Source organism: Rahnella sp. CJA17(1/100), assembly GCF_963881615.1.
Lineage (GTDB): Bacteria > Pseudomonadota > Gammaproteobacteria > Enterobacterales > Enterobacteriaceae > Rahnella > Rahnella aceris.
On sequence record NZ_CAWOJA010000064.1, the window covers coordinates 218,042 to 231,894 of the forward strand.

Here is a 13,853-nt window from a genome sequence, read left to right on the forward strand (position 1 = left end):
GTATCCCTGTTTATTCTTGGCCTGATGAAATAGCCACCACAAAACTCTGGCTCACGACAACAGGTATTTCCATGACTACTTTCAGCTACCCTTCTGTAGAAAAGGCGCCACTTACCGGCCTTCAGTTAATGAAGGCATTGCTCACCCGTCAGATAACGCCGGGGCCATCATGGGAATTACCACGCTATCGCCTCAAATTCCTTTTCCGCACGCTGGCGCATCCGCGCAGAACGTTTGGGATGCTTGATTATCTGGCACAGCATCCGCAGCGCGACGAAATCCTGACCGCCATGCCCAGCCTGCCTTGTAAGCTGCACCGGGCGTATCAGTCGGCAAATATCACGCCGCAACAGGCGATGAAACGCATCACTGATCACTACGATATGATTGGTCATTGCCTGCCCGACGCTATTAATCACGGTTATCTGAATAAAAAGCCGATGGCGATCGCCACACTGACAGGCAAAGAGGGGCAACATTTTTTTGTCGCCTTTAATGCCATCAGCCGTCTCGATAAAGAAGGCGAAGCCACCCTGACATTTAATACTCCGCAGGGTGAACCGATTGCGATCGTGACGTTTTCGTTTATTGAATATCAGGGGCGTCCGACGCTGTTTATCGGCGCGTTACAGGGGCCACGCGCGCACGTGGATCATCTGGAAATACAAACAGCGACCAAAGCCTGCCACGGTTTATTCCCTAAACGTCTGGTGATTGAAGCGCTGACCACACTCGCGGACGTCACCGGCATGCAGCAAATCGTGGCGGTGGGAAATCACACCCATATTTATGAAAACCCGCGCTACAAAAAACGCAAAGGCATGGTGTTTGCCGATTACGACAGTTTTTGGGAAACGCTGGATGCTAAACCGGGCGATGACGGTTATTTCCATTTACCTTCACAGATTGCCCATCGCCCGCTGGAAGAAATCGCCAGTAAACGACGCTCGGAATACCGTCGCCGTTACCAGCTGTTAGACGATCTGGAAACGCAGATCCGTCACACTTTTTCCAGCGGACATGGCAACCCCGTGATAACCGAAAACAGCCACGCCGCTTAATCCGCCCTGCCGCGTGCCAGCCATGCCACGCGGGAAAACATTTGCCGCAGCAGCGGAGGAATAGACGAGGTTCCCCGGAGCGAGGCCGCAAGTGCCACATCAATCGCCAGATCTGGCTTCGAACTGCGGTGAATGGCTTTATCGATAATTCTTCTCGGCGACATCGGCACATTGTCCGGTATCGCCGCATTCTTGCGGTAAACGTCTTCAAAACCCTCGCGATACAAAAAGTGTTCGATATCCTGCGACGGCAACGCCGTCAGGCGATATCGCAGCGTATCATTGTGGTTTTCCACGTTCGCAATCACTGTCGCAGCATATTTGCGACCGGCTTCGTCACCGTCGACCAGCGCATGCCATTCGATGCCCATTTGCCGCGCAAAACGCAGCAGAGGCTTCAGGCCACATTGTGCAAACTCAATAACCTTTATCCCTTCCGATTCAAAATGATAACCACACTGACGCGCCAGCTGGTTCAGCAACCAGACTTCGGTCTCGCCTTCCACCAGCAGCCAGCAGCGGGCGAATAAAGACGAGGGACGGTTAAAACGGATATGGAAAGCGATGCGGCGGCTGTCTTCCATACTCAGCCCTTCAGGACCGATGGCGTAAGCCGCGACGCGGCCGGACTCACGCACCAGTCTGCATATTTGCTCAACGGGCACCAGCGACAACAAATCGCCGGAGTTGGTGGTGGTGATGCGCTGCAACGGCAACTGATCCAGTAATCCCCAGGCCACCGATAACATGATCGGATGCAAACGGGTTTCGGGGTCTTCAATGAGTAACAGTGGCCGGGCATCCGGATGCAGCACCACCGAGCCTTTCGCCTGTAACAATGTCGAGAACATGCCGAGCAGCATCACCCGCATACTGCGGCTGTTGGGTTCGGCAATCATGCGATTGATGTTATCCAGCGAACGCCATGCGCGGCGGCTCTCCGCCCGGCCATGACGCTTTTGCTGCCAGGGTGCGCTGCTGGACGTCCCCTGCTCGGCAAAATAGTGTTCCAGCAACTGTCGCATTGCCGACAGGCCACTGCGCAGTTCACTGTTTTTCAGCGTCTGCGGGCTGTGAACCAATTCGCGCGTCAGTTCATCAAGCTGTTTTGCCAGCTCTTCATTATTGACCGCCAGCCGCGGCGCCAGTGTTTCGCTGCGCAGACGGCGAATAAAGCGCGCATCGCGTAAGCGTAATACCGGGTTCAGGCGGATCAACGCCTGCGCAAGCGGATCAATCGTCGTCAGATTTAAAGGCTGGCCGTTGGACGACAGAAAACTGCGCAGCGTCATCACGCTGCCATCGTCGTCCAGCTCTCCTTCAAGACGATAATAGATACGGTTCAGTTTATCGGCACATTTCACCCAAAGCGGTGAGAGCGGATTAAAGCGCGGCGACATATGATGACCGGCCTGGTTCTCGCAAAATGTAAACACCACGTGCAGGTACTGTGATTTGGCCTCCTCTTCACCTGCCGGGAAATAGAAATCCTCCTCTTTAAAGCAGTACAATTTAGATTCGGGGGAAAGCAGCAGAGTTAACGCATCGAGCAGGCTGGATTTCCCCCAGGCGTTCTCGCCGATTAACACGGTGTTGGTCAGAAAGGATTCGGCCTGCCCCTGATGGGCAGAACCGGTAATCGATGCGCCACGTTGCGCGGGCTGCGTGAGCGTCAAAGACAGGCGGTTAATCCCGCGAAAACCGACAATATCAACACGTTCCAGATACATCAGACGCCTCCTGTGCGCTCAAAACTTTCCTGAGCATGGCGTTAAAAATCGGTTCAGGTCAAGCTCGCAGAGATATCTCTGCGTGCCGAAGCTGCTTTACAGTCAGATAACTTTTCGTTAGCGTGGCGGGCGGCATTTTATGTGCTGCGCGCCACTCATGGGATCTTACTTTTCAGGGACTTTTGCATCATGTACTCCGGGCTGTTAATTATTCTTTTGCCGCTGATTGCCGGCTACCTTATTCCGCTCAAAAACCGTGCCCTGTTGCATCTTGTTAACCAGTTACTGAGCTGGATGGTGTACGTCATCCTGTTCATTATGGGCATCAGTCTGGCTTTCCTGGACAATCTCAGCACCAATTTGCTGCTAATTTTCAAATATGCCGCCGTCTGTTTCCTGTGCATCTTCGTGATGAACTACGCCGCGCTGTGGTTGCTGGAACGCCGCAAGCCCTGGAAAACGCAGTATAAACAGGAAAAATTGCCGTCCCGCATTCACATGGCACTGGAATCACTGAAACTGTGCGGCGTGGTGGTCGGGGGTTTTGCGCTGGGTCTGACACAATGGCACTGGCTTACCTTCGCGTCGCAGGCCAGCGAAATCGCGTTGTTATTCCTGCTGGCGCTGGTCGGTCTGCAACTGCGCAACAGCAGCATGACCCTGCGCCAGATTATCCTGAACCGTCGCGGCATGATGGTAGCAATCGTGGTGGCCCTCAGCGCCCTGATTGGCGGTGCACTTGCCGCACTGCTGCTGGGTTTACCGCTGAAAACCGGGCTGGCCATCGCCTCCGGTTATGGCTGGTATTCGCTTTCAGGCATCGTTCTGACAGATTCTTTCGGACCGGTGATTGGCAGCGCGGCCTTCTTTAACGATCTTGCCCGCGAACTCTGCGCCATCATGCTGATTCCGACACTGGTGCGCAGCAGCCGTTCGACGGCACTCGGCCTGTGCGGCGCGACATCCATGGACTTTACCCTGCCGGTGTTACAGCGCAGCGGCGGACTGGATATGGTGCCTCCGGCCGTGGTGCACGGCTTTATCCTCAGCCTGATTGCCCCGGTCTTAATGGCCTTTTTCTCTGCCTGACCCCTGCCCGTCCCGCTGCCATCCCGCAGCGGGAACCGCCCTGCAAAACTTGCGATAAATCAACTCCGCGTCACTTTGTCTTAAAAATCCCTTCATTTCTGTCTCAGCCAGCTCTAGGCTTGCATCAAAACAAGCATTTCAAATGCAACTTTAAAAGGACCTCATTATGTTTTGTGTGCAATGTGAACAAACAGTCCGTACCCCGGCGGGCAATGGTTGCGCGTATGCGCAAGGTATGTGTGGCAAAACGGCCGAAACTTCTGATTTACAAGACTTACTGGTCGCGGTGTTAGAAGGTTTATCTGCCTGGGCACTGACCGCACGCGGCTATGGCATCATTGACGAAGAGATCGACAGCTTCGCGCCCCGCGCCTTTTTCTCCACGCTGACCAACGTAAACTTCGATTCTGAGCGTATCGTCGGCTATGCCCGTGAAGCCGTTCTTTATCGCGAATCGCTGGCTACCCGCTGCCGTCTGATGGATGCGGAAATCACCATTAACCATCCGCTGGCCGCACTGGAACTGGTGAGCGATAATCTCAGCGAGCTGCAACAACAGGCACAGCAATTTGCGCTCAACGGTGACAAAGCGCAGATCGGTGATGACATTCACGGCCTGCGTATGCTGTGCCTGTATGGCCTGAAAGGTGCGGCCGCGTATATGGAGCACGCGCATGTTCTGGGCCAGTCTGATACCGCCATTTACGCCGAATATCATCGCCTGATGGCGTGGCTGGGCACGCAACCGTCCGACATGGGCGAGCTGCTCGCGAACGCGATGGCAATCGGCAAAATGAACTTTGGCGTGATGGCCATTCTGGACAAAGGCGAAACCGATGCTTACGGACATCCGCAACCGACGGCGGTCAATGTCCGTCCGCTGGCAGGTAAAGCGATTCTGATTTCCGGTCACGACCTGAAAGATTTGCAGATGCTGCTCGAGCAAACCGTCGGCACCGGCATCAATATTTACACCCACGGCGAAATGCTGCCGGCGCACGGTTATCCCGAACTGAAAAAATTCCCGCATCTGGCCGGTAACTACGGCAGCGGCTGGCAAAATCAGCAGGTGGAGTTCGCCAAATTCCCCGGCCCTGTCGTCATGACCTCAAACTGTATTATTGACCCGAATGTCGGCAATTATGGCGACCGCATCTGGACCCGCAGCATTGTCGGCTGGCCGGGCGTGCAACATCTGGAAGGCGAAGATTTTGCGCCGGTCATTGCGCAGGCATTGCAGCTTCCGGGCTTCCGTTACAGCGAAATTGAGCAGGAAATTACCGTCGGATTCGGCCGCCAGACGTTACTCAGCGCAGCAGACACCGTCATCGATCTGGTTGCCGCAAAAAAACTGCGCCACATCTTCCTGATCGGCGGGTGTGACGGCAGTCGCGGAGAACGCAGCTACTTCACCGATCTGGCGCTTAGCGTACCGCAGGACTGCCTGATCATGACGCTGGCCTGCGGCAAATACCGCTTCAACAAACTGGATTTCGGTACGCTCGAAGGCCTGCCTCGTCTGCTGGACGTCGGCCAGTGTAACGACGCCTATTCCGCCATTATTCTGGCCGTGAATCTGGCCGAGAAATTAGGCTGCGGTGTGAATGATTTACCGCTGAGTCTGGTGCTGTCGTGGTTTGAACAGAAAGCGATCGTGATCCTGCTGACCCTGCTGTCGCTTGGCGTAAAAAATATCGCCACCGGCCCGACGGCACCGGCCTTCCTCACCGATAACCTGCTGGCGATCCTGAATGAAAAATTTGGCCTGCGCGCAATCACCTCGGTTGAGCAGGATCTGAAAACCATGCTGCCGGAGTAAGCTGAAATGAATTTTCCCTTATTTCCCGATCAGCCGACCGCGTTGTGCCAGAACCGCATGCAGGTGTATTCCGTCACACAGGAAACGCCGGATGTCCGCACGCTGTCGCTGATTAATCACGATGTGTATTCATACCGTCCCGGCCAGTTTGCTCTGGTGAATATTGGCCAGAGTGGTGACGTACAGCGTGCCTATACACTGTCTTCCACACCGGGCAATAGCCGCTTTATTCAGCTGACGGTACGTCGCATCGGGGGCGGCGAAGGTTCACCATGGCTGACGCAGCAGGTGAAAGCCGGTGATTATCTCTGGCTGAGCGATGCGCAGGGGGAATTCACCTGCGATACGCCACAGCCTTTGTTGTTGCTGGCGGCTGGCTGTGGCGTGACGCCGGTTATGTCGATCACGCGCGATATTCTGGCGCATCATCCGGCGCAAAGCGTGCAGGTGTTTTACAGCGTGCGCAGCCCGCAGGACATCATTTTTGCCGAAGAATGGCAGCAACTGGCCGCAGCGTATCCGCAGCTGAATCTGACTCTTCTTGTGGAACAGGATGCAAAACCCGGCCAAATCGCCGGTCGCCTGAGCCAGGATTTACTGCAAAGTCAGGTGCCGGATATCCGTGAACGTCGGGTAATGATTTGCGGCCCTGCGCCTTATATGCAACTGGCCGGAGAATGGGTGAAAGAACTGGGCGCTGCGGCGGAGAATATCGTCAAAGAGCAGTTTCAGGCACAGCAAACTGAAGTGTCTGCCGACCAGCAACTGACGCTGACCCGCCTGACACCGTTACAGAATTACCGCGTACCGGTTGGAACGACATTGCTGGCTGCCATGGAACAGCACAGTTTGCCGGTCACCGCAGCCTGCCGTGCAGGCGTCTGCGGCAGTTGTAAAACCCGGATACTTTCCGGTGATTACCAGACCACCAGCCGCATGACGCTGACCGACGAAGAGGTCGCTCAGGGTTATGTACTGGCCTGTAGCTGTCAGCTCCAGGGCGACGTCACCCTCGCCTGATCCCCCGCAGTAACTCACTGCCCGCTCATGACTTTTTACAGTCTGCGCGGGCAGATTTACAATTCTTCACCTCCCTCCTCCGCATATTTTTGTATGGTTTAAGGCTGAACATTCAAGGATGTAATCAGTGGACTATGCTTAATCCACTTATTTGAAAATTAGCCCTAAATCATTCGAGTTGGATCAAGGCGGCAACTGAGTGAATCGCCGGGAGCATACATAAGTATGTGACCGGGTTCGCGAAAGCAGCCAACGCAGAGGCAGCTCGAAGGATGACGGGCGCACCGGAGGGACTATGAAACAAAGCGTAGCAGCATACCTGGCGAAAACTCTCGAGGCAGCAGGCGTAAAAAGGATCTGGGGCGTCACCGGCGATTCCCTGAACGGGCTCAGCGACAGCCTGAACCGCATGGGCACCATCGAATGGCTGGGTACGCGCCATGAGGAAGTGGCCGCATTCGCCGCCGGAGCCGAAGCACAAATCACCGGCGAACTGGCGGTGTGCGCAGGTTCTTGTGGCCCGGGCAACCTGCATCTGATCAACGGCCTGTTCGATTGCCATCGCAATCACGTGCCGGTTGTCGCGATTGCCGCGCATATCCCGTCGAGTGAAATCGGCAGCGGTTACTTTCAGGAAACCCACCCGACCGAATTATTCCGTGAATGCAGCCATTACTGCGAACTGATCAGTAATCCCGAGCAACTTCCTCAGGTACTGGCGATCGCCATGCGCAAAGCCATTCTCAACCGTGGCGTATCAGTGATTGTGCTGCCGGGTGATGTGGCGCTCAAGCCTGCGCCGGAAGACGCTAAAGTCAGCTGGTATCCGCCTGTGCTGCCAAAAGTCACGCCACAGCCTACAGAACTGGAAAAGCTGGCAGAACTGCTGAACGGCGCGACCAACATTACGATGATGTGTGGCAGCGGCTGCGCGGGTGCGCACGATGAAGTGATCAAACTGGCTGAAACCCTGAAAGCGCCGGTGGTGCATGCACTTCGCGGCAAAGAACATATCGAATGGGATAACCCGTACAGCGTCGGTATGACCGGGCTGATCGGCTTCTCTTCCGGTTATCATGCCATGCTCAATGCCGACACGCTGATCCTGCTCGGCACGCAATTCCCGTATCGCGCGTTTTATCCGACCGATGCCAAAATCATTCAGATTGATATCAATCCGGGCAGCATCGGTGCGCATTGCCATGTGGATATGGCGCTGGTCGGCGACATCAAATCCACCCTGACCGCCCTTCTGCCGCAGTTGCAGGTAAAAAATGAACGCAAGTTCCTCGACAAGGCGCTGAAGCATTACGAGGAAGCGCGCAAAGATCTCGACGGCCTGGCGACGCCGAACGACAAGCAACCGATCCACCCGCAATACCTGGCGCAGCAGATTAGCCGCTTTGCCGCTGCCGATGCGATTTTCACCTGCGACGTCGGCACGCCGACCGTCTGGGCGTGTCGTTATCTGCAAATGAACGGCCAGCGCCGTTTGCTCGGCTCGTTCAACCACGGCTCGATGGCCAACGCCATGCCGCAGGCGATTGGTGCGCAGGCCATTGACCGCTCACGTCAGGTTGTGGCGCTGTGCGGCGACGGCGGATTTGCCATGCTGATGGGGGATTTCCTGACGCTGGCGCAGCAAAAGCTGCCGGTGAAAATCATCATTTTCAATAACAGCGTACTGGGCTTTGTGGCAATGGAAATGAAATCCGGCGGTTATCTGACGGATGGCACCGAGCTGAAAAACCCGGATTTCGCCGCTATCGCTGAAGCTGCAGGCATCAAAGGCATTCGGGTTGAAAAATCCTCCGATATCGACACCGCCTTGCAGGATGCGTTCGCCTACGAGGGGCCGGTGTTGATCGATGTGATCACCGCCACTGAAGAACTGGCGATGCCACCGCAGATAAAATTCGAACAGGCAAAAGGCTTCAGCCTGTACATGCTGCGCGCGGTGATCAGCGGCCGGGGCGACGAAGTGGTCGAACTGGCAAAAACCAACTGGCTGCGATAACCCCGACAGGGCTATAGTGCATGATTAAATAATCATACCTGCCCCCTTAAGGGGCATTCACCCAGAAGGAAGCCACGTTGATCGATTTACGCAGTGATACCGTAACCCGCCCCAGTGAAGCTATGCGTCAGGCCATGGCCCGCGCTGAAGTCGGCGATGATGTCTACGGCGATGACCCAACGGTAAATGCTTTACAGGACATGGCGGCAAAGTTGTGTGGCAAAGACGCGGCGCTGTTTTTACCAACCGGTACGCAGGCCAATCTGGTGGCGTTGCTGACGCACTGCCAGCGTGGCGAAGAATATATTGTTGGTCAGAAAGCTCACAATTATATGTATGAAGCAGGTGGAGCCGCGGTGCTCGGCAGTATCCAGCCTCAGCCGCTGGATATGGATGCTGACGGTTCTATCCCGCTGGATAAGATCGCGGCAGCCATCAAGCCCGATGATATCCATTTTGCCCGGACCCGTCTGCTGAGCCTGGAAAACACCCACAGTGGCAAAGTGCTTCCGCTGGATTATCTGCAAAAGGCGTTCGCCTTCACCCGTGAAAAAGGGCTGGCACTGCACATTGATGGCGCACGTATCATGAATGCGGCAGTGGCACTGAACGTGGAATTACGTGAGATCACTCAGTATTGCGACACGCTGACCATCTGCCTGTCGAAAGGTCTGGGCGCACCGATTGGTTCCCTTCTGGTCGGCAGCAAAGATTACATCCAGCGTGCTAACCGCTGGCGCAAAATGACCGGTGGCGGTATGCGCCAGTCCGGTATTCTGGCCGCAGCAGCAATTTACGCGCTGGAAAATAACGTTTCACGTCTGCAAGATGACCACGACAATGCACAGTGGCTGGCACAGGAACTGCGCAAAATCGGCGTCGAAATCGCTGAACCCGGTGCCCAAACCAATGTGCTGTACATTAAACAAAGCGCGGAACTGGCAGCCAAAATGGGGCCGTGGATGCAGGAGCGCGGTGTGATCATCAGTGCAGGGCCGGTCACACGCGTACTGACGCATATCAATATCAGTCGTGAAGATCTGCAAAAAGTCGTGGCGCTGTGGCAGGAATTCCTGCATCAGCACGCCTGACAATCCGGTTGACGGCGATAGCCTGCGCGGGTATCGCCGTACTTTCTGCTTTATCTCCCTTACACTGACCGAGCAAATGGAAATGCCAATCACGACAAACACTGGCCGGATCGTCGTTCTCGGTGCCAGCGGGTATATCGGACAACATCTGACGGCGCATCTGAGCCAGCAAGGTTTCAAGGTCACGGCCGCCGCACGCCGTATCGAATGGCTGCAACAGCAAAAATGGCCAAACGTCCGCTGCTGCTTCGCGGATGTCTATCAGAGTAAAACGTTGGCTGCCGCCTTTGAAGGCGCTGACGTGCTGGTATATCTGGTTCACGCCATGGCAGAAGATGATGATTTACTGGAAAAAGAACGGCAGGCGGCGCAGCACACTCTGCTGGCACTGAAAGATTCCTCCATTAAGCACATTGTTTATCTCGGCTCAATGCAGCCGGAAGGCAATCATTCAGCGCATTTGCAGGCGAGAAAACTCACCGGCGATTTGCTGCGCATGAGTACCATTCCGGTGACGGAAATGCGCACCGGCATCGTGATTGGCGCCGGTTCTGCCGCGTTCGAAGTGATGCGTGACATGGTGTACAACCTGCCGGTGCTGACGCCGCCGCGCTGGGTTCGCTCAAAATCATCGCCCATTGCACTGGAAAATCTGCTTAATTATTTACAGGGGCTGGTAACACTGCCTGCCACAGAAAATCAGATTCTGGAGGCGGCGGGGCCGGAATACATCAGCTATCAGACGCTGTTTAAACGCTTTATCGCGATGAGCGGTAAACGCCGCTGGCTGCTCCCCGTTCCCCTGCCAACATCTTTTGTTTCGGTATATTTTCTCAGCCTGATCACCTCCGTGCCGACGTCACTGGCAAAAGCGCTGATCCAGGGGCTGAACCACGATTTACCGGCCGACAGTGAGAAACTGCAAAAGCTGATCCCGCAGACACTGATCCCCATTGATGAGGCGATCCGCAGTACGCTGGAAAAAGAACAGCAACAGATCATGGATTCACCGGACTGGGGATACGATCCTGACGCCCGTGCGCGCTGGCGTCCAGGCTACGGTTATTATCCGAAACAGGCGGGTTTCACGTTGGAAACGTCGGCGTCAAAAGCCGCATTATGGAAAGTCATTCAGCAGCTTGGGGGCGCTGAAGGGTATTTCTATGCCAACGGTTTGTGGAAAACGCGGGCACGGATCGACGATTTACTCGGCGGCGGCGTGAAATACGGCCGTCCGGATCGTGATTTCCTGAAACCTGGCGATAAAATTGATGGCTGGAAAGTGATCGGGCTGAAACCTCAGCGCGAACTGGCGCTGTTATTCGGCATGAAAGCGCCGGGGCTCGGTCGTTTAACGTTCACGATTACCGACCACGGTGAAAGCCGCAGCCTGGATGTGCGTGCCTGGTGGCATCCTGCAGGGTTCAGCGGCCTGCTTTACTGGTTCAGTATGATGCCCGCTCATCAGTTTATTTTTCGTGGCATGGCAAAACGCATCGCCAGCCTTGCCCGGCAGAAAGACCGTTGCGGACGCTAAAGAGGGTCATTTAATCTGCTTTCAGACACAGCTTTCCCCCTTTCCCATTGCAACCCGCACAATTTCACGAAAGAATGGCACCCTTATTGCTCAGGGGTGCCAGAACCCCGACGCTGACAACAATTTTTCTCTATTTATGAAGGCATTGGCCTGTATATGAAGGTTTTGGTTACCGGTGCGAGCGGCGGTCTTGGAAGAAATGCCGTTGAGTTTCTGCGAAATAAAGGCATCAAAGTCAGGGCGACGGGACGGAATGCCGCCATGGGATCGCTTTTGCAGAAAATGGGCGCAGAATTTATTCACGCCGATCTCACCACGCTGGTGTCTGCTCAGGCCAAAGCCCTGCTGGCAGATATCGATACCGTCTGGCACTGCTCAGGGCTGATGTCGCCGTGGGGCAGTGAACAGGAATTCGAGCTGGCGAATGTGCGCGCCACACGGCGTCTGGGCGAATGGTCCGCGGCATATGGTGTGGAAAACTTCGTGCATATTTCGTCACCGGCGATCTACTTCGATTTTCACCATCACCGTGATATTCAGGAAGACTTTCGCCCGCACCGTTTCGCCAACTCCTTTGCACGCAGCAAAGCCGCCGGTGAACAGGTGATCCACACGCTGGCATTGTCGAATCCACAAACGCATTTCACCATTTTGCGACCGCAGGGCATTTTCGGCCCGCACGACAACGTCATGATGCCGCGTTTGCTGCAAATGCTGAAATATGGCGGAACACTGATGCTGCCACGCGGCGGAGAAGCGCTGGTGGACATGACCTACGTTGAGAATGCCGTGCATGCAATGTGGCTGGCGACGCAGTCGCAGGCAACAGAATCAGGTCGCGCGTTCAATATTACAAATCAGCAACCGCGTCCGCTGTGTACGTTGGTGAAACAACTGATGGAAAATCTGGATATCAAATATCGCATCCGTTCGGTACCGTATCCGCTGCTGGATATGATGGCGCGGGGCATGGAGCGCATCAGCAAAAGCTCGCAGAAAGAACCGGTGCTGACGCATTACAGCGTGGCAAAACTCAATTTCGATCTCACGCTCGACACACAGCGTGCGCAGAAAGAACTCGGTTATGTGCCGGTGATTTCACTCGATCAGGGGATTATCCGCACCGCCGACTGGTTGCGTGATCACGGTAAACTTCAGGGGCTGCACGGCATCGGCCCGAAACGCGACTGACCGTAAAAGTCAGTCGCTGGTTTCAGTCGTTCTTATCCGGAAACTGCTGTAACAGCGCCCGGACGATCGCTTCGGTTTCAGCATCCGCATGGCCGCGATAATCACGCTGGCGGAAATGCATCTGGAATGCCGCAATCACCCGACGCTGCTGACGCGGCGTCATATTATCTTCCACTGAATATCCGTACGCTTTCAGCAACACCAGCAACTGCGCCTGATCGACAGGCTGTTGCGGATTACGTCCCGCCAGATACTGATTCACCCGCGCCGCATCCGGCCACGCGCCAATCCCACGTTCGGCCATTTCCTGCCAGGGGAACAGCGGACCGGGGTCATCTTTGCGCTGCGGCGCGATATCGCTGTGCGCCACCACATTGCGCGGTTCTATCTGATAACGCGCGACAATCTCCTGGCTCAGATTAGCCAGTAAATCTATTTGCGCAGGCGGGAACGGATAGAATTTTTTGCCGAGCAAATAGTTGCTGTAGCCTTTGTTCTCCAGTTCGATGCCCACCGACGTATCGTTAAGATTGGTACGCCCGCGCCAGCTGCTGGCACCGGCATGCCAGGCGCGCATATTTTCAGGCACCAGTTGCCACGCCACCGGTTTACCCGCTTCAAGTGGCGGTTGCGCCGGGATCAGATAATGTGCGCTGACGTGCTCATCTGTAAGCGTATTTAATGCGTTGTTGAAATCTTCAGCGGTGTAATGGATCACCAGAAAACGGATCCGCTGATCTGCGCCCTGCGCCTGTCGCGCCGTTTCCAGCCGGAATGGCGCATCCGCGCCCTGCTGGCTGGCGTGCTGACAACCGGCCATCATGAGTAATGCGACGGTGAACAGACCCCGTTTCACACGCTGACAGATCATTTGCGATGCACAATCACTGCGGTGCCGGACACGCTGACCATCAGCATGCTGCTGTCTTTGCCCACGGTTTCATAATCGATATCAATACCGACAACCGCGTTCGCACCGCGCTCTTTCGCCTGTTCTTCCAGTTCACGGAAAGCAATTTCACGCGCCTTGCGCAGCTCTTTTTCATAAGCGCCGGAACGCCCACCGACGATATCGCGCACACCAGCAAAGAAATCACGAAAAATATTTGCCCCTAAAATCGCTTCGCCCGTCACTACGCCGCAATATTCAGCGATGGTGAAACCTTCGAGGGTCGGAGTGGTTGAAATTTGCATGCGTATTCCTTATCAGTTGTCGTCCAAATCCTGGCAATAATGTCATTAATAGCATAAACCCTGCGTGAGAGATCAAGGTATTACCTTTGACTGATTTCTCTTCG

At 55.1% G+C, this 13,853-nt stretch carries 11 protein-coding genes; 8 read left to right on the plus strand and 3 right to left on the minus strand.

Going from position 1 to position 13,853, the window contains the following annotated elements; translation table 11 throughout:
- Positions 1-71: 71 nt before the first annotated feature.
- Positions 72-1,061: a VirK/YbjX family protein gene (locus AACU55_RS21585; protein WP_037036068.1), complete on the plus strand. Its 990-nt coding sequence runs from the start codon at positions 72-74 to the stop codon at positions 1,059-1,061.
- Here the strand turns inward: AACU55_RS21585 and AACU55_RS21590 are convergent.
- A complete protein-coding gene (locus AACU55_RS21590; protein ID WP_013574766.1) occupies positions 1,058-2,791 on the minus strand; it encodes an ATP-dependent endonuclease in 1,734 nt (577 codons plus the stop codon). The two genes, AACU55_RS21585 and AACU55_RS21590, sit on opposite strands and share 4 nt — an antisense overlap.
- 189 nt (positions 2,792-2,980) lie before the next feature.
- Here AACU55_RS21590 and AACU55_RS21595 point away from each other — a divergent pair, with 189 nt between their 5' ends.
- From AACU55_RS21595 to AACU55_RS21625, 7 genes are all read left to right on the plus strand, one after another.
- Entirely contained in the window at positions 2,981-3,880 is a 900-nt protein-coding gene (locus AACU55_RS21595; RefSeq protein ID WP_013574765.1) for a lysine exporter LysO family protein, read from the plus strand.
- Positions 3,881-4,046: 166 nt separating this feature from the next.
- Positions 4,047-5,699, plus strand: coding sequence for a hydroxylamine reductase (gene hcp / locus AACU55_RS21600; RefSeq protein ID WP_134706090.1), 1,653 nt, complete (start codon positions 4,047-4,049; stop codon positions 5,697-5,699).
- A gap of 6 nt (positions 5,700-5,705) precedes the next feature.
- Positions 5,706-6,719: an NADH oxidoreductase gene (gene hcr, locus AACU55_RS21605; protein WP_134706091.1), complete on the plus strand. Its 1,014-nt coding sequence runs from the start codon at positions 5,706-5,708 to the stop codon at positions 6,717-6,719.
- Between the two features lie 295 nt (positions 6,720-7,014).
- Positions 7,015-8,736, plus strand: coding sequence for a ubiquinone-dependent pyruvate dehydrogenase (gene poxB / locus AACU55_RS21610; protein ID WP_037036074.1), 1,722 nt, complete (start codon positions 7,015-7,017; stop codon positions 8,734-8,736).
- A gap of 77 nt (positions 8,737-8,813) precedes the next feature.
- A complete protein-coding gene (ltaE, locus tag AACU55_RS21615; RefSeq protein WP_134706092.1) occupies positions 8,814-9,827 on the plus strand; it encodes a low-specificity L-threonine aldolase in 1,014 nt (337 codons plus the stop codon).
- 82 nt (positions 9,828-9,909) lie between these two features.
- The gene (locus AACU55_RS21620) at positions 9,910-11,364 is read left to right on the plus strand and encodes a DUF2867 domain-containing protein (protein ID WP_134706093.1); all 1,455 of its coding nucleotides are present in this window, start codon (positions 9,910-9,912) and stop codon (positions 11,362-11,364) included.
- A gap of 156 nt (positions 11,365-11,520) precedes the next feature.
- A complete protein-coding gene (locus AACU55_RS21625; RefSeq protein ID WP_013574759.1) occupies positions 11,521-12,555 on the plus strand; it encodes an NAD-dependent epimerase/dehydratase family protein in 1,035 nt (344 codons plus the stop codon).
- Positions 12,556-12,577: 22 nt separating this feature from the next.
- Here AACU55_RS21625 and AACU55_RS21630 read toward each other — a convergent pair whose 3' ends face one another.
- On the minus strand, positions 12,578-13,426 hold the full coding sequence (locus AACU55_RS21630) for an N-acetylmuramoyl-L-alanine amidase (protein WP_081925224.1): 849 nt from the start codon (positions 13,424-13,426) through the stop codon (positions 12,578-12,580).
- Positions 13,423-13,749, minus strand: coding sequence for a heavy metal-binding domain-containing protein (locus AACU55_RS21635; RefSeq protein WP_013574757.1), 327 nt, complete (start codon positions 13,747-13,749; stop codon positions 13,423-13,425). Before AACU55_RS21635 ends, AACU55_RS21630 begins: the two co-directional genes overlap by 4 nt.
- Positions 13,750-13,853: the final 104 nt, after the last annotated feature.

Coding starts and splice junctions, on each gene's coding strand:
- hcr (WP_134706091.1), top strand. CDS start 5,706: ATGAATTTTCCCTTATTTCCCGATCAGCCGACCGCGTTGTGCCAGAAC.
- AACU55_RS21625 (WP_013574759.1), top strand. CDS start 11,521: ATGAAGGTTTTGGTTACCGGTGCGAGCGGCGGTCTTGGAAGAAATGCC.
- AACU55_RS21595 (WP_013574765.1), top strand. CDS start 2,981: ATGTACTCCGGGCTGTTAATTATTCTTTTGCCGCTGATTGCCGGCTAC.
- AACU55_RS21635 (WP_013574757.1), bottom strand. CDS start 13,749: ATGCAAATTTCAACCACTCCGACCCTCGAAGGTTTCACCATCGCTGAA.
- AACU55_RS21590 (WP_013574766.1), bottom strand. CDS start 2,791: ATGTATCTGGAACGTGTTGATATTGTCGGTTTTCGCGGGATTAACCGC.
- AACU55_RS21585 (WP_037036068.1), top strand. CDS start 72: ATGACTACTTTCAGCTACCCTTCTGTAGAAAAGGCGCCACTTACCGGC.
- AACU55_RS21630 (WP_081925224.1), bottom strand. CDS start 13,426: ATGATCTGTCAGCGTGTGAAACGGGGTCTGTTCACCGTCGCATTACTC.
- hcp (WP_134706090.1), top strand. CDS start 4,047: ATGTTTTGTGTGCAATGTGAACAAACAGTCCGTACCCCGGCGGGCAAT.
- AACU55_RS21620 (WP_134706093.1), top strand. CDS start 9,910: ATGCCAATCACGACAAACACTGGCCGGATCGTCGTTCTCGGTGCCAGC.
- poxB (WP_037036074.1), top strand. CDS start 7,015: ATGAAACAAAGCGTAGCAGCATACCTGGCGAAAACTCTCGAGGCAGCA.